The sequence below is a fragment of the Dolichospermum circinale AWQC310F genome, assembly GCF_000426925.1.
GTDB lineage: Bacteria > Cyanobacteriota > Cyanobacteriia > Cyanobacteriales > Nostocaceae > Dolichospermum > Dolichospermum circinale.
The window spans coordinates 36,110-55,842 of sequence record NZ_KE384673.1; the positions used below are offsets into that span (position 1 = coordinate 36,110).

Genomic DNA, 19,733 nt, shown 5'->3' on the forward strand with positions numbered 1-19,733 from the left:
ACTCGCGTTTATTTAACACAAATTAATACAGCAGAAGAAGTATTAATTGCTGGTGAACCAGCAGCTTGTAACCGAGTTATTAAAACCCTCGGTTGTCATGCTTTTCCCGCTCCTTTCGATCATGTGATTCATTGTCAAGCAATGCAATCAGAATCTCAAGAACTGGAAAAATTATACACTTTACCAGCACAAAAAATACCGGGAATTAAGTTTTATTCCGCTGCTAAATATCAATCAATTGAACTTGAGAGTCAACAAATTGCTCACAATATTGCCACAGGATTATGTCAACAACTCGACTTTCCGCGCTTAGTTAATCGTGTTTATGCAGACGGAGCAAAAATCTTTATCGAAGCTGGTGCTGGTGGTATTTGTTCGCGTTGGATAAGTAAAAATCTTGGTAATCAAGAACATATTACCGTATCCCTAAACCGACGTGGTACAGATGATCATAGTTCCCTAATTAAAGCCTTAGCTAAACTATTAAGTCATCAAGTAAAATTAAATCTAGCTCCTTTATATGACTTATCCTCAGAGAATAAGAAACAGAATAAATTAACACTGAGGAAAGTTACATTAGGTGGTAATTCCATGACTTCTGCAATTTTGAATGCAGAAAATAGCCAAATTTTTGCTAATAACCAAAAGCAAAAAATTTCTCTTAATCAAGAGTATAAAATCATCAATTCCCTACAGACAGCGGAGAAAATAGCGCCCACAGAGATTTACCCCAAACCTAAACCCAAACCAGAAAAAAAATCCATGAAAACTATCATGGAGAACGGTTTAGAATTGTCAAAGAAACTAAAATTCTTTGAGTCAACAAAAATCTTAAAGCCAAACATAAACCAAGAACCTACTGAAAAAATTAGCATGAATGATTTAAAGATTTCTCAGTACAAAAAACTCAGTAACAACACCGCCAAACTAACTAAAACGCACACAAATTTCTTAGCAGCTAGACAAGATTTTAGTCAGCAAATGAGCGAAATTATCCGATTACAATTAGCTTGCGCTCAAAACCTACTCAACGAAGAGAAATAATCCACTTAGTGTTAAGCGTAAAGCTCTTTTTTTAACAAACCACAGAGGCACAGAGGACACAGAGGAAATAAAAAAATGCTTAACTGAACTGTATTCAGAAATAGCCTGAAAATTACACCTAGACGTAAAAAGATTAATGCTCTTTCTCTGTGCCTCTGCGTCTCTGCGTGAACTAAATTCTTCATTTTAAATCCTTTGCTTATACATTGAGGAACAACTACCGTGAAAACAATCGAGACGGTACGAAATCAACATGATAATGGACTTGGTTTTTTCGGCTGGAATCATCATCAAAACCAAATTTGGAAAGGTTCATTAGATTGTATTAGCTTTGAAAAAAATGCCATCAAAGATAAACTATTAACATTAGATCAACCTTGTCATATTATCAAAATAGCAGGGAGAATTGGTGTTACTAATGATGGTTATTTAGCACCTAATGATAATAGTTTATCTGGACAACCAGAACTTTTGATCTCACTGCCACCTCTACGTTTACAACAACTTGGTGATTCTAGTTTTCTTACTGCTTATGGTGTAAAATACGCCTATATGACGGGAGCAATGGCTGGTGGTATTGCTTCTGAAAAGATGGTAATTGCATTAGGAAAAGAGAAGATTTTAAGCTCTTTTGGTGCTGGTGGCTTACTTCCAGAACGTTTAGAATCCGCCATTAATTCTATTCAACAAGCCTTACCAAATGGACCCTATGCTTTCAATTTAATTCACAGTCCCAATGAACCAGCTATTGAGCGTCGCGCTGTAGATTTATATCTAAAATATGGTGTGAGAACGGTAGAAGCATCTGCATTTTTAGACTTAACTCCTAATATTGTTTATTATCGAGTTGCTGGGTTAAGATTGAATGCAGCCAATCAAATTGATATCAGAAATAAGGTCATTGCTAAAATTTCCCGTCGAGAAGTTGCAACTAAATTTTTGCAACCAGCACCCGCGAGAATTATCAAAGAATTACTTCAGCAAGGATTAATTACCGAACTACAGGCAAATTTGGCCAGCCAAGTACCAATGGCTGATGATATTACCGTTGAAGCTGATTCTGGAGGTCACACTGATAATCGTCCTTTAGTATGTTTATTACCTTCAATTATTGCGCTCAGAGATGAAATTCAAGCGCAATATAATTACTCAGTTCCTATTAGAATTGGAGTCGCTGGAGGCATTGGCACACCAGAATCAGCATTAGCTGGTTTTATAATGGGTGCTGCTTATATAGTGACTGGTTCAATTAATCAATCTTGTGTTGAATCTGGTGCTTGTGAACATACTAAAAAGTTATTAGCACAAGCAGAAATGGCAGATATGATCATGGCTCCCGCAGCCGATATGTTTGAAATGGGAGTGAAATTACAAGTTCTCAAACGGGGGACAATGTTCCCCATGCGAGCGCAAAAACTTTATGAATTATACCGCAATTATGACTCTATTGAACATATTCCCAAAGCCGAAAAAGAAAAGTTAGAAAAACAAATTTTTCGGAAAAGTATTGCCGAAGTTTGGGAAGGTACAGCCGCTTATTTATCCCAAAAAAATCCTGAAAAATTGGGTAAAGCTGTTAATAATCCTAAACTGAAAATGGCCTTAATTTTTAGATGGTATTTAGGGTTATCTTCCCGCTGGTCTAGCACTGGTGAAAAAGGTCGGGAAGTTGATTATCAAATTTGGTGCGGACCAGCTATGGGTGGCTTTAATGACTGGGTGCGTGGTTCATATTTATCAGAAGCTAATCAACGTCATGTTGTTGATGTTGCTAACCAAATTATGAAGGGAACTGGATTTTTATATCGTACCCATAGTTTGAAAATTCAGGGTTTGCAAATGCCTCCTTATTACAGTCAATATCAACCAATTCCTTCTATATTGGAGAAGTAAAAATGAATTTTAAACAGTCTTATACTGCTGAAAGTATTCAAACATTTCTAGCTTCCAATCTTGCGGAAGTTATTGGAGTTACAACCGCAGAAATTGATGTTCACGAAAACTTAGAAAGTTATGGTTTAGATTCTGCTCAAGCCATGATTATTATTAGTAAATTGGAGCAATTATTAGGATTTAAACCGTCTCCCGTTCTCCTTTGGCATTATCCCAACATTGCTGCCCTTTCTCAGCGGTTGTCAGAGGAAGCAAGTGATGATTCTCCAGGAAAAGATGCAGCTTCAGGTACAAATTCTGCTGTTAATTTTGCTCCCCCTTTCCTAGATTTAGCTGCGGAAGCTGTCCTAGACCCCAGCATTCAACCCGTAGGTAATACGGTTTTTGTTTCTCACCCCAAAAATATCTTTTTAACCGGAGGAACAGGTTATTTAGGTGCTTTCGTTATCAAGGAATTACTAGAAGTTAGTGAAGCAATTCTTTATTGTTTAGTGCGTGCTAGTAATGTGGAAGAGGGGAAAAGCAAACTAGAAAATAATTTGCAACAATATGGAATTTGGCAAGATAAATATAGTCACCGCATTATCCCCATTATTGGTGATTTATCACAGCCACATTTGGGTATTGACCCAGAACAATTTCAACATCTAGCTGCTAATATAGATACTATTTATCATAGTGCAGCTTTACTGAATTATGTTTATCCTTACTCGGCACTAAAAACAGCGAATGTTTTGGGTACACAGGAAATTTTACGTTTAGCTTGTCAAACCAAAGTTAAACCATTTCATTATGTTTCTAGTGTTGCTGTTTTTGAGTCTAGTGCTTATGCAGGTAAACTGGTTAAAGAAAATGATGATTTTGATGACTGGGAAGGTATTTTTCTCGGTTATTCCCAAACTAAATGGGTGGCAGAAAAGTTAGTCAAAATCGCTGGTAGTCGAGGATTACCTATTACTATCTACAGACCTCCTTTAATTTCTGGAGATAGCAAAACCGGAATTTGTAATACCCATGATTTCATCAATTTAATGATTAAAGGTTGTCTGCAAATGGGTTCTTTTCCCGATGTAGATTATATGTTAGATATGTCTCCCGTTGATTATGTCAGCAAATCTGTTGTTTATCTTTCTCGACAAGAAACATCTGTAGGTAAAGCTTTCCATTTACAACATCCTCAACCCGCTTCTTTAATATCTTTAGTTGATTGGGTGCGTTCTTTTGGGTTTTCATTAAAGATGATTCCATACCAAGAATGGCAAGCAGAATTAATTAATAATGTCACCTCTCCAGACAATCCTTTATATACTTTGCGGCCATTTTTGTTAGAACGTTGGTCAGATGAACAAATCACTATTCCCGATTTGTATTTACAAGCTAGAAGACCAATTATTAGTTGTGAAAAAACTCTAGAAGCATTAAAAGGCAGTTCTATTGTTTGTCCTGCTATTGATTCTCAATTGTTGATGACTTACACATCTTACCTAGTGCAAACTGGTTTTTTAAGTCTTGTCTAATTCTTTTGGCACAGTTTACCTGTGCCTATTTTATTAATGTAATTGACTTCTTAAAAAATGAACATAAAATGTCGGGAAACTGTTTTAATTACTGGTTCAGCTAGTGGTATTGGCTATCAGTTAGCCCGGATTTTTGCTCATGAGAATTACAATCTTGTATTAGTAGATAGGTTAGGAGAAAAACTGCAAATAATAGCTGTTGAACTGGCAGAGGAGTTTGGGATTTTTGTTAAACCCATTACCAAAGATTTATCTAGATCCACATCTCCCGAAGAAATTTTTACAGAATTACAACAAGTTGGGATTAAAGTTGATATCTTAGTCAATAATGCAGGTTTTGGTAATCATGGATTATTTTATGAAACCAACCTCAATACTGAACTAGAAATGTTGCAGGTAAATTTGGTTTGTCTTACCCATTTAACCAAATTATTTCTTAGAGAAATGGTTAAACAACGTCATGGTAAAATTCTTAATGTTGCTTCTGCTGCTGCATTTCAACCAGGTCCATTAATGGCGGTTTATTTTGCAACAAAAGCTTATATTTTATCTTTTTCAGAAGCTATTGCCAATGAGTTAGAAGGTACAGGTATAACTGTAACTGTTCTTTGTCCAGGTTCAACTGCATCTGCATTTCATGAAAGAACAGGAATGGCAGATTCTAAACTACTAAAACGCAAAAAAATGATGGATGCGGAAACTGTAGCCCAAATTGGTTATGATGGTTTAATTCAGGGAAAAACAATTATTATTCCTGGTTTTGTTAATAAATTAATGGCAAAATGTATTCGCTTTATACCCAGGAAAATGGTAACAAAAATTGTCAGAAGTATGCAAGAAAATAAATAATTAAAGACAATGCAAAAGCACTGAAAATCTGATTATTTGGTAGGGGTAATTCATGAATTACCTCTACTTTATTGCTGTTTTGAGTAAGTCTTATTTTAAATCCAAATAGAAATATTATTTGCGTACTCACTCAAATTCACAGAACCGTCGGTAGCAAAACTTGCCTCTTAGTAAAATAACGATAAATTTCTTGACGGTGTAAAACTCTTTCAAAAATTAATCTTTGACCATCAAAAATCATACCAAGACGATAATCATCATCAGTAATCATTTTTTTGTCTCACGCAGAGGCGCTCCAGGCGCAGAGAGAAATCAAAAGTGTGGGATAAACACATAAAAAAACCCTAGATAAATTAACCGAAGGGTTATTAATAAAAACTACATCTTACCTACCCATCCAAATTCCTTCCGTGCTCTTCTTTGCGTCTCTGCGTCTCTGCGTGAAAAAATCCTCTTATCCAACCTTAAACGGCCACTTCACATCCCCAAACGGTAAGGTAATAAAAGCCATATTTAGTAAAAATAAACAAAATAGATGACATCCATAGAATCCCACAAAAAAGCCAAAGCCCTCAAACCCGGAAGCGTGCGCCCCGCCAAAGAACTCTGTAGCGAATGCGGACTATGCGACACTTACTACATCCACTACGTTAAAGAAGCGTGCGCCTTCATTACCCAAAGAATAGACGAACTAGAAACCAGCACCCATAACCGTCCCCGCAACTTAGAAGACGAAAACGAACTCTACTTTGGAGTTCATCAAGAAATGATGTCCGCCAGAAAACAAGAACCCATCGAAGGCGCACAATGGACAGGAATAGTAAGCAGCATAGCCATAGAAATGCTCAATCGTGGCTTAGTTGAAGGCGTAGTTTGTGTCCAAAACAGCAAAGAAGACCGCTTTCAACCCATGCCCATAATAGCCCGCACTCCAGAAGAAATACTAGCTGCCAAAGTTAATAAACCCACATTATCCCCCAACCTGTCCGTATTAGAACAGATAGAAAAATCGGGAATGAAACGGTTATTAATCATTGGAGTAGGTTGTCAAATCCAAGCATTACGCGCCGTAGAGAAAAAACTAGGCCTAGAAAAACTCTATGTACTGGGAACACCCTGCGTAGATAACGTTACCCGCGCCGGACTGCAAAAATTTCTAGAAACCACCAGCCGTTCCCCGCAAACAGTCGTCAGCTACGAATTTATGCAAGACTTCCGAGTCCACTTCAAACACCAAGACGGCTCAGAAGAGACAGTACCCTTCTTTGGCTTAAAAACAAACGTGCTTAAAGACATTTTCGCCCCATCATGTATGAGTTGCTTTGATTACGTTAACTCCCTAGCCGATATAGTCGTTGGGTATATGGGCGCACCTTACAAATGGCAATGGATAGTAGTCAGAAACGATACAGGCAAAGAAATGTTAGAACTCGTTAAAGACCAATTGGATACCCAACCCGTCATATCCCAAGGAAACCGCAAACCAGCAGTACAGCAAAGCATCCCAGCTTATGATCAAGCAGTTACCTTACCCATCTGGGCTGCGAAACTAATGGGAGTCGTCATAGATAAAATCGGACCAAAAGGACTCGAATATGCGAGATTTTCCATAGATTCCCACTTTGCGAGAAATTATTTGTATGTAAAGCGGAATCATGGAGAGAAATTAGCAGCGCACGTACCGGAGTTTGCGAAGCGGATAGTGGGACAGTATAAGTTACCGAAATGATGGCTCACGCAGAGGCGCAGAGGCGCGGAGAGTTTTTAGAGTTTGTTGACTATGCGTGTGATACCGTCTTTGATGAGTGGGACGTTAAAGTTGATTAGTAGTCCGACTTTTTTATCAGCAAGACGTAGATAGGTTAATAGCTGCTTTTTATGTACAGGATGGAGATTTTCCACTGATTTGAGTTCGACAATCACCTTGTCTTCAACTATCAAATCAGCCCGGAAACCTTCCTCCAAAACCACACCATCATAGATGATGGGAATAATTACCTGTCTTCTCACCTCCAACTTTCGCCTTCTCAATTCAACATCCATCACCGTCTCATATACCGACTCCAACAAACCAGGTCCCAAAGTAGTGTGAATCTTGTAAGCCACATCAACAATAACTCCCGAAATCTCATTCTCAATCATTTCTCTGCGCCTCTGCGTCTCTGCGTGCAAAAATATTACCTCATAAAGTCCCTACTGCCTCAATGGCCGCTTGTAAAGCAATAGATACATGAGTCCAATGTGTACCGCCTTGGCAATAGACGATATAAGGTTCTCGCAATGGTCCATCTGCTGATAGTTCCAAGGTACTCCCTTCGATAAATGTCCCTCCAGCCATGACTACTTGGCTTTCGTAGCCTGGCATATCGTCGGGTATGGGGTTGAGATAAGAGCCGATGGGTGAATGCTGCTGTATGGCTTTGCAGAAGGCGATGAGTTTTTTGGCTGAACCAAGTTTAATGGCTTGAATTACGTCTCCTCTGGGCGCTAATGGTGGGGGGTTGACTGGATATCCCAGTTTGTCAAATACATAACCCGTCAGGTATGTTCCTTTCATGGCTTCCCCTACCATCTGCGGTGCTAAAAATAATCCTTGGAATAAGAGGCGGTTTTGATCAAAGGTGGCCCCCCCTTGGCTACCAATCCCAGGGGCTGTCAGTCTACAAGCTGCTGCTTCTACTAAGTCAGCGCGTCCAGCTATGTAACCACCAGCACTCACGACTGTACCCCCAGGATTTTTGATCAATGACCCGGCTATGAGGTCGGCACCAATATGGGTTGGTTCTTGGGTTTCTATAAATTCGCCGTAGCAGTTGTCTACAAAGCAAATGGTGTGGGGATTTTGCTGTTTGACTATGTAAACAATTTTTTCTATGTCAGCAATAGAAAGGCTTGGCCGCCATGAATATCCGCAAGACCGTTGAATCAATACTAACTTTGTGTTGTCGGTAATGCTAGTCGCTAAGTTTTGCCAATCTATTTTTCCTTGTTGGGTTAGTTCTAATTGGCGGTATTTTATGCCAAAATCAAGAAGAGAGCCTTGGCCTTGTCCTCTCAAGCCAATCACCTCTTCCAATGTATCGTAGGGAGAACCAACCACTGCTAACATTTCATCCCCAGGACGAAGTACGCCATACAGCGCACAAGCGATCGCATGAGTTCCCGAAACAAACTGCACTCGCACCACCGCAGCTTCAGCACCCATTACTTGGGCAAAAACTTGATCTAAGGTTTCTCTTCCTAAATCATCGTGTCCGTAGCCACTCACGCCCGCAAAATGGTGCGCTCCCACTCGATGATCACGAAAGGCATCTAATACTCTTTTTAGATTATGCTTGACCTGAGTGTCAATAGCGGAAAAAATTTCTAATAGTGCCTGTTCTGCTTCCCGCAGCTGTTCAAAGCTGTTCATCATTTCCTCATTGAAAAAAATAAAATAGATATGCGGATTTTAGGATCGCGCAGACTAGGCTGAACAATTTCTATTCAGGTTACTGCATGACAATTGCTACTTCTAAACCTCACATTAATTGGGTTAATACCCTATTTTTCATTGCATTACACGTCGGCGCTCTGTTTGCTCTAGTTCCTAGCAATTTTAGCTGGAATGCAGTTGGTGTTGCTTTATTGCTTTACTGGGTGACTGGGGGTTTAGGTATTACTTTGGGATATCACCGTCTTGTCACTCACCGCAGTTTTCAAACACCCAAGTGGCTAGAGTATCTCCTAGTAATTTTTGGGACACTATCCTGTGAAGGTGGTCCCATTGAATGGGTGGGAACACACCGCATTCACCACTTACATTCTGATACTGAATCTGATCCCCATGATTCAAATCAAGGTTTCTGGTGGAGTCATATGGGTTGGATGATTCATTTCGCCCCCGCTCACGATCAAGTTCCTCGCTTCACTAAAGACATTATCGATGACCCAGTTTATCAGTTTTTACAGAAATATTTCATTTTCTTACAAATTGCTTTGGGCTTGGTCCTATACTTCTTAGGTGGCTGGCCAATGGTGGTCTGGGGAATTTTTGTCCGCATTATCTGGGTTTATCACTGTACCTGGTTAGTAAATAGTGCTACTCATAAGTTTGGCTACCGCACTTATGACTCCGGGGACAAATCAACTAACTGTTGGTGGGTTGCTATCCTCGTCTTTGGCGAAGGTTGGCACAATAATCACCACGCTTTTCAATACTCCGCCCGTCATGGTTTAGAATGGTGGGAAATTGATCTGACTTGGATGACCATTCAGTTATTACAATTACTCGGTCTAGCTACAAATGTGAAGCTGGCAACCAAAAAAGCATAATACAGATTTTATGCCCAAAGTCAATAGTTTTATAGTCATTTTGGCTTGAGACTATTGGCTTTTTGCGTGCAACTGCGGCAATTTTTGATCGGAAATTTTTAATTTCTCAATCACTATCCTAAATGATTGTTAAGTTGCTATAATCTCAGAAATTAATGTTACAAAACTTTGCAGCAAGTTACTTTTCTTAGTAATCTTGTGTGGCATTCTGTTGTTTTTCAGGTATTCATGACTACATCAATCATTAAAAGTCAGGAAATAGCGGTCTCCACAGACCTTGGTAAAGACCAAATCAAACTCAAACATATTATCAAAAGTCTCCCCAAGGAATGTTTTCAGAAAAATAGTCGCAAAGCGTGGACAACTGTAATTATCAGCTTATCTATGGCTGCACTAGGCTATTATTTTTTAGCCATTTCCCCCTGGTTTCTTTTACCCCTAGCTTGGATTTTTACAGGAACGGCCTTAACAGGTTTTTTTGTGATTGGTCATGATTGTGGTCATCGTTCCTTTGCGAAACGTCGCTGGGTAAATGATTTAGTCGGACATTTCTTCATGATGTTCCTCATTTACCCCTTTCACAGTTGGCGGATTAAACATAATCATCACCATAAACATACTAACAAGCTAGATGAAGATAACGCCTGGCATCCCATTAGAACGGAAATTTTTACAAATTGGTCTAAAAATAGACAGTCCGCTTTTGAGTTGTTCCTGCGTCAACGTCTTTGGTGGGTAGGTTCTATTGGACATTGGGCTGTTGTCCATTTTGATTGGCGCAATTTCCAGAAAAAAGACCAAGCTAGTGTTAAACTTTCTGTGGCTGTGGTAGCTTTATTTGCGGCTATTGTTTTCCCAACTTTAATTATTACAACTGGTGTTTGGGGATTTATTAAATTCTGGTTTATTCCCTGGATGGTTTACCATTTTTGGATGAGTACCTTTACTATTGTTCACCACACCCTTCCCGATGTTCCTTTTAGCACTGCTGACAAATGGAATGAGGCCTTAGCACAGCTATTTGGCACAATTCATTGTGATTATCCTCGCTGGGTAGAAGTTCTTTGCCACGATATTAATGTTCATGTTCCCCATCATATTTCTACTGCTATCCCTTCCTATAATTTACGGTTAGCTTATAGCAGTATCAAGGAAAATTGGAGTCCTTATCTCCATGAAGAATATAAGTTCTCCTGGGATTTGATGAAGGAAATCACTAATCAATGTCAACTATATAAAACTGATATTGGTTATGTCACTTTTGATGAATATCGTGCAGAAAGATCATAAAATATTAATATTGGGTATGAACTCTGACGTATGAATTAATTACTTCTGGTTTCATCACCAATTTTCTCAGCCAATATTCCCAAGTCTAACTTCCAGAGGTAACTAAATATAACCTCTGGATTAATTTCTAATTTACAATCAATCAACTAACCTAGTGCAATTAGATACAATCCAGTTCAATCAAAAACCTAGTCCCGAATCTTTTGAAGGTCAAGAAAAATTACCCTTTACTCTTCAAGATTTAAAAGCTGCTATTCCCGCTGAATGTTTTCAGCCTAATGTGACTAAATCACTCTATTATTTCTTTCGTGATGTTCTAATTATTGGGCTGCTATATGCAGTGGCTAATTATCTAGATTCTTGGTATTTTTGGCCGGTTTTCTGGTTAATGCAAGGAACTATGTTTTGGGCTTTATTTGTAGTTGGACATGACTGCGGACACCAATCTTTTTCTAAGCATAAATGGTTGAATGATTTGGTTGGTCATCTCTCCCATACTCCTATTCTCGTTCCTTATCATGGTTGGAGAATTAGCCACAGAACTCACCACAAAAATACAGGCAGCTTGGAAAATGATGAAAGCTGGTATCCTGTCTCTGAATCAGAGTACAATGAGATGCCTTTATTGCAAAAAATAGGGCGTTTTTATGTGTTCTTATTGGCTTATCCAGTGTATCTGTTTAAGCGTTCTCCCGGTAAAGAAGGTTCTCACTTTTCTCCTAGCAGTCCACTGTTTAAACCCTCGGAGAAGTGGGACATTATCACTAGTACCACGCTTTGGATTAGTATGGTAGCTTTACTAGGTTTTCTGACCTATCAATATGGTTGGATGTGGTTGTTGAAATACTACGCTGGACCTTACATTGTCTTTATCATTTGGCTGGATTTGGTGACTTTTTTACACCATACTGAACCGGGAATTCCTTGGTATCGTGGGGAAGAATGGACTTTCCTGAAAGGGGCAATTTCTAGTGTTGATAGGGATTATGGTATTTTTAACCACATTCATCATGATATCGGTACTCATGTAGCCCATCATATTTTCTTAAATATGCCTCACTACAATTTGTTGAAAGCTACTAAAGCAATTAAACCAATTATGGGTGAGTATTTTCACGAATCAAAAGAACCAATTTGGAAGTCTTTATGGAATTCTGCTATTGGTTGTCATTTTGTTCCCGATACAGGAAGTAAGGTTTACTACACTTCTAAAAATTAGAATGTCAAGTAAAATCAGTTAAGTCCAGAGTCCACGAGAATAAAGGACTGAATTAAAGCTTTCACAAATCAGTCCGGTTACTTCAATCTCAGTGACTGGACTGATTAAGACAAAATGAAAAATCTCTGCTATGGCAATCCTAAACGATATGTGATCCCAGATCCAATTCCTCCTAAAAGTAGATGTGAAGAAGTCTGTTTACAAAGTTGTACCTATTGTGAAAAATAGCTGCATATCTTTAATGAACATTAAAAATATATAACAGTTTTATTTCTCACAACTGACTATTAAAAGCGTCCATTCCCTTGAATAATATGCTTCACTGTTGTTAAAGTTTCTAAACTAATAAATCCCCTTCTATGTCCTTTTTGATTGGACATTCCTAAAAATACAGCTTCTCCTCGTGAGGAATGACGGGAAAAACGAGGGGAAGCATTAATATAGGTGGAGGCACTATTTACTCCTAATGCAAATTGGCGACTTTCTTGATAGGATTCGGTGACAATACTATCAGCATGACTACTACTATATTGGTTAATCCAAGCGATCGCACTTTCTAAACTATCTACCAATTTAAAGGTCACTGTTTTTGTTAAATAAGGTGTTCCCCATTCTTCATCTTTGACTAGTTGCAATTGCGGAAAAGCCGCAACTAATTCTGCATCTCCTTTAAGTTCAAAACCTTTTTCTTTTAAGCTACTCCATAGCACTGATAAGGAAGATGGTAAAGCTTGACGATGAATTAAAACTTTTTCAATGGCATTTACTGGATCTGGTTCGCTTTCATGGCTATCTATAATCATCCAACGTACCATTTCTAAGCTACTATTGACAGACCAATACAGGTAACAATTACCCATGGCTGACTTGAGAACTGGACAAGTTGCCTGTCTAACTACTTGTTGAATTAAACTAGTACGTCCATAAGGAATCACTAAACTTAAATACTGGTCTTGAGTAACTAAATCTCGCACAGATGCGCCATGTTCAGCAGTAATTAATTCTACACACCCTGCTGGTAAACCGACTTTGGTAATAGCTGTTTGTACTGCATTAGCAATCGCTTTATTAGAATGACTAGCTTCTGTACTCCCTTTGAGAATAATACTATTACCAGTTTTCAGACAAAAACCAGCCGCAATTGCCCCTAAATCTGGGAAAGCTTCATAAATAAAAGCAATCACCCCTAGAGGCATTAACTGGGTATAACTTTGGGAGTCTTCCTGCTGATAATCAGCAGTTCGGACTCGTCGCAAAGGATCAGATAATTCCCCCAACCGTTGCAGAATCTTAACTGCATTCTCCAACCTGGAGGGGGTTAGTCTCAACCAGTCCAAAATTAATTCTGGAACTGCCATTTCTCGACTTGTTTCTAAATCCAAGGTATTAGCTTCGAGAATTTCATCAAAATCCTGTTCTATGGCTTGTGCCATTGCTAACACAGCCCGACTCCTGTCTGTCCCCTTGGTAATTCCCAATTTCAGAGAAGCTTGAAAAGCGCGTTCAGCACTTGTCATGGGTTCAGGGTAATCATCAATCACTTCATCTGTCATGGGGTTAACGTCTGTAAGTAAGCCAGATCATTAGCACTGGTAGAATTGCCAATAACACTGCTACCATTGCCCAAGCGAGGATGCTGGAACTATTAGCTAATCGCAGTGCTAATGGTAGCCATATAATGACTAACACAAAAATAATCCCTAACGCTATTGGTAAATAGCTTCGTTTTAAGGGAGGTTGAACAACGTGCCAACTGTTTCCTTTCCAGCGCCAAGCCCGCTTATAAGGATAAGTTGTAGACAGTTGTTCTAACACATACCCATTTTCTTCTACTACAAAAATATGCTGACAGCGATCGCATCCAAAGGCTTCTGTCAACGTGATGGGAATTAACTGTCCCTTGCGACGACAAGGACAAGCGTATTCCGTGTTTAGGTCTATTTTATCTGGTTTTTGAGGTTGCACAAGCGAGGTAAATAACTTGAGCGGTTTTCTTACATTATTCCCTACTTTTTCCAAAAATCAGTATGAGGAAACCTAAAATTACTCCTAGAAGCTGAAGTAGCCCATAAAGCCTACTATTAAAGCTCCTAACCTAAAAATCCATGACATATCAATTTGATAGATATGGAAAATCAGTTAGTTTTATTTTAATATAAAAACCTAAACTAGAAAGCGGGTAACGCGATTCGAACGCGCGACATCAACCTTGGCAAGGTTGCGCTCTACCACTGAGCTATACCCGCAACTCATCAATAATCTTATTATTCCAGATTTATTCTTGTTTGTCAACCCCTAAATTAAAAAATTTTTTTCCCCGGTGCCATTGGTCAGTGGTCATTAGTTTTTAGTGAAAAAAAATTACTTATTACCCATTACCTATTACCCAATACCCATTACCTAACTAACTTGCTAAATTCGGGCGTAATTGACGCATGAGACTGGCCATTTCTATGGCATTCATAGCATATTCCCAACCGTGATTACTTTTAATTCCTGCCCGTTCTAGAGCTTGCTGCATGGTATCCGTTGTCAAAATCCCAAAAATCACTGGTACTCCTGTTTGGAAACTAGCCGCAGCAATACCTTTAGAAACTTCAGCAGATACATAATCAAAATGTGGCGTTTGTCCTTTGATGACTGCACCAAGACAAATTATGGCATCATAACGGCCAGACATTGCTAATTGACGGGCTACATTGGGAACTTCAAAACTACCAGGAACCCAAACATAGTCTACTTGCTCGCCTTCGGGGTCAGGATTGATACCGTGACGTTTTAAGCAGTCTTTACATCCTTCCACTAGTTTCAGGGTGACAAGATCATTAAAGCGAGCGATAATCAATGCAAAGCGCAAAGACTCGGTTTGCTGAAAATTTCCTTCAAAAACTGCCATAATGCCTCTGAATCAATATTACAATAGGTACTTAACCAATATACTTTTCTGCTTTCAAAATATAAGAGCAGGAAAGCACAATCAGGAAAAAGTCGGCTAGAAAAAGAACATTTAAGAGCATTTTTTCTATTTTGACCTTTTGTATTGGCCTTTCTGCTCCTCTGGTTTGTATGGTATATGTTAGTGGATAGTTAAAGCAGTTAATTAAACTACAAAGAAGTTTAATATAGCAACTAACACAACTAAAGCCGCCCAAATTCCAGACCCAACCCAGAGCAGTTTTTTAGATTCTACCCAGTTTTGAGGAGTGGCGTAAACAACGGGTACACCAATCACAAGCACGAAAGAGAACAAGACTAGTGATATTAAAGCAATTTGAAATACTGTGGTCATTTTGTTTTTCCCAACATAACGAAATCTTAGTTTACCCCAGGTGTGCTGCTGTTTATAGTCTTAGTGGTTTTCAGCGAACCTTCTGAACTCACAAAGCATCACCTGATCAATTAATATTTTACGTCGGGTTTGTAACAGTTGCTCATGTCTAATTTTCCAATCTGTTTTTTCAAAGGGAAAATTGGCCGCTACTGATTAGACATTGGGAAAATGATTAAGATGGAAATTATATTCCTTGTTCCCTGTTAAGAGTCCCCTGTCACTTTTAACTTACTTTTAAATATATGGATTTAATTCTTTGTCATACAACTGCTGACTTTGACGCTTTGGGGGCAGCGGTAGGGTTGACTTGTCTGCAACCGGGGAGTAAAATCGTCCTCACTGGGGGCGCTCATCCTCCTGTCAGGGATTTTTTGGCACTACACCGTGATGAGTATCCGTTAATTGAAAGACGTTCAGTAATTCCTGAGAAAATTCGTTCTTTAACGATTGTAGATACTCAAAAGCGCGATCGCTTGGGTAAAGCAGCTATCTGGTTTGATTTAGCTAATGTGGAAAAGATCATCATTTATGATCATCATCTCGAACAGGAGGGAGACATTCCCTCTACTGAATCATACATTGAAGAAGTAGGGGCTACAACTACTTTAATGGTAGAAAGATTACAAAAAAGCAATATTTCTTTAAATTCCGCTCAAGCGACGGTAATGGCTTTGGGTATTCATGTGGATACAGGTTCATTAACTTATAAACAATCTACAGCCAGAGATGCTTTAGCATTAGGTTGGTTAATGCAGCAAGGAGCAAATTTATCAGTTATTTCTACCTATCGAGATCCTGGTTTATCACCACAATTACAACAGTTATTAAGTCAAGCTTTGGAAAACTTAGAATATCTTTGCTTGCGGGGATATACTATTGCTTGGGTGACAATAAAAACAGATAGTTTTATTCCAGGTTTATCGGGTTTAGCTTCAGAAATAATTGATTTAACAGAAAGCGATGCTTTACTATTAGCAAATGAATATCCTTTAAGTGAAGAAGATTGGCGATTAACAGTAATTGGGAGAACACAAATTCCCCAAACAAATCTGAATCAATTATTTACATCTTATGGTGGTGGTGGACATTCCCAAGCAGCATCTTTAAACCTCCGCACCACAGATTCCCAAGCAATTTTACAACAATTATTAGATGGATTAAAAGGGCAAATTCCCCACCCTCCTATTGCTAGAGATCTAATGTCTTCTCCAGTGCGAACAATTCGCCCGGAAACTACAATAGCCGAAGCACAAAGGATTTTATTACGTTATGGACATTCAGGTTTATCTGTAGTTAATAACCAAGATTTATTAATTGGAATTATTTCCCGACGTGATTTAGATATTGCTTTACATCATGGATTTAGTCATGCACCAGTTAAAGGTTATATGACAAGTAATTTAAAAACAATTAACCCTGATACTTCTTTACCAGAAATTGAGTCTTTAATGGTAACTTATGATATTGGCAGATTACCAGTATTAGAGCAAGGGCAATTAGTTGGTATTGTCACCCGCACCGATGTTTTAAGAGAATTGCATCAATTAACAATTCAAAATCCCCAATCCCAAATCCAAAGTTATGATCAGAATTTGCGACTGAATTATGAATTAGAAAAACGTCTTACTCCTCAACTGTGGCAATTACTTAATATCGCTTCTCAAGAAGCAGAAAAACGAGGCTGGCATCTTTATTTAGTTGGTGGTGCAGTGCGAGATTTACTATTATCAGAAACAGAAAATCGCACATTAATGATTAATGATATTGATTTAGTAGTTGATGGTTTTCATAAAACAGCAAATGTCGGTGCAGGGGTAGAACTAGCTAAAGCCTTACAAGAGATTTATAAAAATGCGAGATTAGAAATTCATGGCGCTTTTCAAACTGCGGCTTTATTATGGCATAAAGATATATTATTAGATTCATTATGGGTAGATATTGCCACAGCCAGAACCGAGTTTTATCCTTATCCAGCAGCAAATCCAGAAGTTGAAGCTAGTTCCATTCGTCAAGATTTATATCGTCGAGATTTTACAATTAATGCTATGGCTTTGCGGTTAACTTCTCCTCGTGCAGGTGAATTATTAGATTTTTTTGGTGGTTTTATAGACTTAAAAAATCAGCAAATTAGAATTTTACACGCTAATAGTTTTATTGAAGATCCGACGCGGATTTATCGCGGGGTGCGGTTTGCGGTACGGTTTGGATTTTCCCTAGAACCCCAAACAGAAACTTATATTCGTTATGCTATAAATAGTGGAGTTTATAATCGTACTAGTCAAGAAAATAGTAAAACTCCGGCTTTGCAAACTCGACTAAAAACTGAATTAAAGTATATTTTAGCAGCACATTATTGGCAATCAGCTTTAGAATTACTTAATAATTTAGGGGCTTTACAATGTATTCATCCTACGCTAAAATTAGATAGAGAACTTAATCGGCAATTAAATTTATTAAAACACTGTTTAAGAAAATTTGACAGAAAACAAACTTTAATAAATTGGCAAATGCGTCTGGAGGTATTAATAGGTTATTTACAGCCAGAATATCGAGAAAAAGTTGCTAAAAATCTCCAATTAGCTGATGATAGTATTAGCAGATTAGAAAAATTATCTCAAATTCAATCTGAGGTAATGAGATTATTACCCACTTTTGAAAAACCCAGTCAAACTGTGTATTTACTCAAAAAATATGATTTACAAACTTTGATTTTAATTGCTTTACAAAGTCCCCGGAAAATTAGAAGAAGAATTTGGCAATATTTAACAAATTGGGGAAATATTCAACCGCTGTTAAATGGGAATGATTTAAAACAATTGGGTTATAAACCTAGTCCCCAATATAAGCAAATGCTTGATGATTTATTGACTGCGACTGTAGATGGTATAATTAAGGATAAAGCTCAAGCACAAGAATTTTTAGCCAAGCATTATCCTGGGTAATTAAAATTGAAAATATGAGGTTGATATGCAAGTTCAAACATCCAGCAAATATTACACTCCAGAAGAATATATAGAACTAGAGGAAAAATCAGAATTTAAAAATGAATATATACACGGGGAAATTATACCTATGACTGGTGGAACTACAAATCATAATGAAATTGCAGGTAATTTTTATCTACATTTTAAATTAAAAATGCGGAATCAAAATTACAAGATTTATATGGGTGATGTTAAATTATGGATAGAGCGTTATCAAATATATACTTATCCAGATATTATGGTAATTCAAGGAGAACCAACATATCAAGGAACTGGAACTACTCAAGTAACAAATCCTTTAATGATTGTAGAAGTGTTATCTAAATCAACTATAAATTATGATAGAACCGACAAATTTAGATTTTATCGTTCTCTTCCTGAATTGAAAGAATATATTATGATTAACCAATATGAATATTTTATTGAACAATTTGCTAAAAATGCAGAAGCACAATGGGTATTAACTGAATATGAATCAGTAAATGATATATTGTCTTTAAAATCAATAGATTTTCAAATTCCTTTTAGCGATATTTATGAAGGTGTAAATTTCCAGTAGGTTGGGTTGAGGAACGAAACCCAACATTATTAAACCTGATTATTAAATTGTATTAGGATCTATATTCAATTCTCGCAATTTTGCTGCTAAACGTTCTGCGGTTTCTTCTGGAGTAGGAACTAATTTACCTTCTGGTGTAAAATATCTTAATAATCCTCCCTCAATTCCCAAATATAAATCTAATTGTTCACTCCATAAATGTCCTTTTTCATTTGCTTCTAGAGCTTGATATTTTCCATCTAATAAATGAAAACCTGCAAATTCTAGTGTATAAGGATCAAACCAAAAATAATCCGGGGTGCGGAAAGTATTTTGATAAAGTTCTTTTTTATATTCCTTATCTGTATTTGCTGTAGTTGGTGAAAGAATCTCTAAAATAAAATTAGGGTATTTTCCCTCTTCATTCCAAACTACCCAACTTTTTCGAGTTTTGCGTTCTGTTCCTAGCACAACAAAGAAATCTGGACCTCGGAAATATTCTGATTTTTTCTGATTAGGACTATAGTAAATGGTGAGATTTCCCGCAGCATAGAAATCATATCTATCTTTCCATAACCATTCTAGACATTTTAAAAGGAGAATTATTTGTCTTAAATGTAGTTCTGTTTCCACGGTAGGTTCATCACTATATAAATCACTGGGGGGAAAAATCACATCTTGAGAGATGTTTTCTTTAAGTTCTAATTCTTGAGTAATCATCATGATGTGATACCAAGTAGTTACCCTTCTATTA

17 protein-coding genes, 1 tRNA gene and 1 pseudogene are annotated in these 19,733 nt (G+C 37.7%); 10 read left to right on the plus strand and 9 right to left on the minus strand.

The genetic code is table 11. The features are described from left to right. From ACIR310F_RS26695 to ACIR310F_RS0107065, 4 genes and pseudogenes are all read left to right on the plus strand, one after another. Positions 1-1,044 (plus strand): annotated as a pseudogene (locus tag ACIR310F_RS26695) (polyketide synthase); the annotation flags it as partial. 222 nt (positions 1,045-1,266) lie between these two features. Then, entirely contained in the window at positions 1,267-2,937 is a 1,671-nt protein-coding gene (locus ACIR310F_RS0107055; protein ID WP_028083211.1) for a PfaD family polyunsaturated fatty acid/polyketide biosynthesis protein, read from the plus strand. Between the two features lie 2 nt (positions 2,938-2,939). Continuing rightward, positions 2,940-4,454, plus strand: coding sequence for a thioester reductase domain-containing protein (locus ACIR310F_RS0107060; RefSeq protein ID WP_028083212.1), 1,515 nt, complete (start codon positions 2,940-2,942; stop codon positions 4,452-4,454). A 57-nt stretch (positions 4,455-4,511) separates the two neighbouring features. Continuing rightward, positions 4,512-5,303 carry an SDR family NAD(P)-dependent oxidoreductase gene (locus tag ACIR310F_RS0107065; protein WP_028083213.1) on the plus strand — a complete coding sequence of 264 codons (792 nt, stop codon included), beginning with the start codon at positions 4,512-4,514 and terminating at the stop codon, positions 5,301-5,303. A gap of 136 nt (positions 5,304-5,439) precedes the next feature. Here ACIR310F_RS0107065 and ACIR310F_RS27290 read toward each other — a convergent pair whose 3' ends face one another. Further along, entirely contained in the window at positions 5,440-5,574 is a 135-nt protein-coding gene (locus tag ACIR310F_RS27290; protein WP_269208344.1) for a hypothetical protein, read from the minus strand. Between the two features lie 264 nt (positions 5,575-5,838). On the opposite strand from ACIR310F_RS27290, the gene ACIR310F_RS0107075 reads away from it, so the two are divergent. Next, positions 5,839-7,032: a Coenzyme F420 hydrogenase/dehydrogenase, beta subunit C-terminal domain gene (locus ACIR310F_RS0107075; protein WP_028083214.1), complete on the plus strand. Its 1,194-nt coding sequence runs from the start codon at positions 5,839-5,841 to the stop codon at positions 7,030-7,032. 35 nt (positions 7,033-7,067) lie between these two features. Here the strand turns inward: ACIR310F_RS0107075 and ACIR310F_RS0107080 are convergent, their stop codons facing one another. Together ACIR310F_RS0107080 and ACIR310F_RS0107085 are read right to left on the minus strand one after the other, a co-directional pair. Further along, entirely contained in the window at positions 7,068-7,445 is a 378-nt protein-coding gene (locus ACIR310F_RS0107080) for a GxxExxY protein (protein ID WP_028083215.1), read from the minus strand. A gap of 40 nt (positions 7,446-7,485) precedes the next feature. After that, entirely contained in the window at positions 7,486-8,715 is a 1,230-nt protein-coding gene (locus ACIR310F_RS0107085; RefSeq protein ID WP_028083216.1) for a methionine gamma-lyase family protein, read from the minus strand. An 86-nt stretch (positions 8,716-8,801) separates the two neighbouring features. Here ACIR310F_RS0107085 and ACIR310F_RS0107090 point away from each other — a divergent pair, with 86 nt between their 5' ends. From ACIR310F_RS0107090 to ACIR310F_RS0107100, 3 genes are all read left to right on the plus strand, one after another. Continuing rightward, positions 8,802-9,617, plus strand: a complete 816-nt coding sequence (locus ACIR310F_RS0107090; RefSeq protein WP_028083217.1) for an acyl-CoA desaturase — start codon at positions 8,802-8,804, stop codon at positions 9,615-9,617. Positions 9,618-9,845: 228 nt separating this feature from the next. After that, the gene (locus ACIR310F_RS0107095) at positions 9,846-10,907 is read left to right on the plus strand and encodes a fatty acid desaturase (protein WP_028083218.1); all 1,062 of its coding nucleotides are present in this window, start codon (positions 9,846-9,848) and stop codon (positions 10,905-10,907) included. A 154-nt stretch (positions 10,908-11,061) separates the two neighbouring features. Beyond that, the gene (locus ACIR310F_RS0107100) at positions 11,062-12,126 is read left to right on the plus strand and encodes a fatty acid desaturase (RefSeq protein WP_028083219.1); all 1,065 of its coding nucleotides are present in this window, start codon (positions 11,062-11,064) and stop codon (positions 12,124-12,126) included. A 287-nt stretch (positions 12,127-12,413) separates the two neighbouring features. On the opposite strand, the gene ACIR310F_RS0107105 is transcribed toward ACIR310F_RS0107100, so the two are convergent. The 5 genes from ACIR310F_RS0107105 to psbZ form a co-directional block, all read right to left on the minus strand. Beyond that, complete coding sequence (locus tag ACIR310F_RS0107105) at positions 12,414-13,679, minus strand: glutamate-5-semialdehyde dehydrogenase (RefSeq protein ID WP_028083220.1); 1,266 nt, start codon at positions 13,677-13,679, stop codon at positions 12,414-12,416. 4 nt (positions 13,680-13,683) lie between these two features. Then, the gene (locus tag ACIR310F_RS0107110) at positions 13,684-14,091 is read right to left on the minus strand and encodes a hypothetical protein (RefSeq protein ID WP_028083221.1); all 408 of its coding nucleotides are present in this window, start codon (positions 14,089-14,091) and stop codon (positions 13,684-13,686) included. Positions 14,092-14,300: 209 nt separating this feature from the next. After that, a tRNA-Gly gene (locus ACIR310F_RS0107115) sits at positions 14,301-14,372 on the minus strand. A gap of 158 nt (positions 14,373-14,530) precedes the next feature. Continuing rightward, positions 14,531-15,022, minus strand: coding sequence for a 6,7-dimethyl-8-ribityllumazine synthase (gene ribH / locus ACIR310F_RS0107120; RefSeq protein ID WP_028083222.1), 492 nt, complete (start codon positions 15,020-15,022; stop codon positions 14,531-14,533). Positions 15,023-15,226: 204 nt separating this feature from the next. Beyond that, a complete protein-coding gene (gene psbZ / locus ACIR310F_RS0107125; protein WP_028083223.1) occupies positions 15,227-15,415 on the minus strand; it encodes a photosystem II reaction center protein PsbZ in 189 nt (62 codons plus the stop codon). 284 nt (positions 15,416-15,699) lie between these two features. Here psbZ and ACIR310F_RS0107130 point away from each other — a divergent pair, with 284 nt between their 5' ends. Continuing rightward, complete coding sequence (locus ACIR310F_RS0107130) at positions 15,700-18,399, plus strand: CBS domain-containing protein (RefSeq protein ID WP_028083224.1); 2,700 nt, start codon at positions 15,700-15,702, stop codon at positions 18,397-18,399. Between the two features lie 25 nt (positions 18,400-18,424). After that, the gene (locus tag ACIR310F_RS0107135; protein WP_028083225.1) at positions 18,425-19,000 is read left to right on the plus strand and encodes a Uma2 family endonuclease; all 576 of its coding nucleotides are present in this window, start codon (positions 18,425-18,427) and stop codon (positions 18,998-19,000) included. Between the two features lie 42 nt (positions 19,001-19,042). Here ACIR310F_RS0107135 and ACIR310F_RS0107140 read toward each other — a convergent pair whose 3' ends face one another. After that, positions 19,043-19,702, minus strand: a complete 660-nt coding sequence (locus ACIR310F_RS0107140) for a Uma2 family endonuclease (RefSeq protein ID WP_028083226.1) — start codon at positions 19,700-19,702, stop codon at positions 19,043-19,045. Positions 19,703-19,733 lie beyond the last annotated feature (31 nt).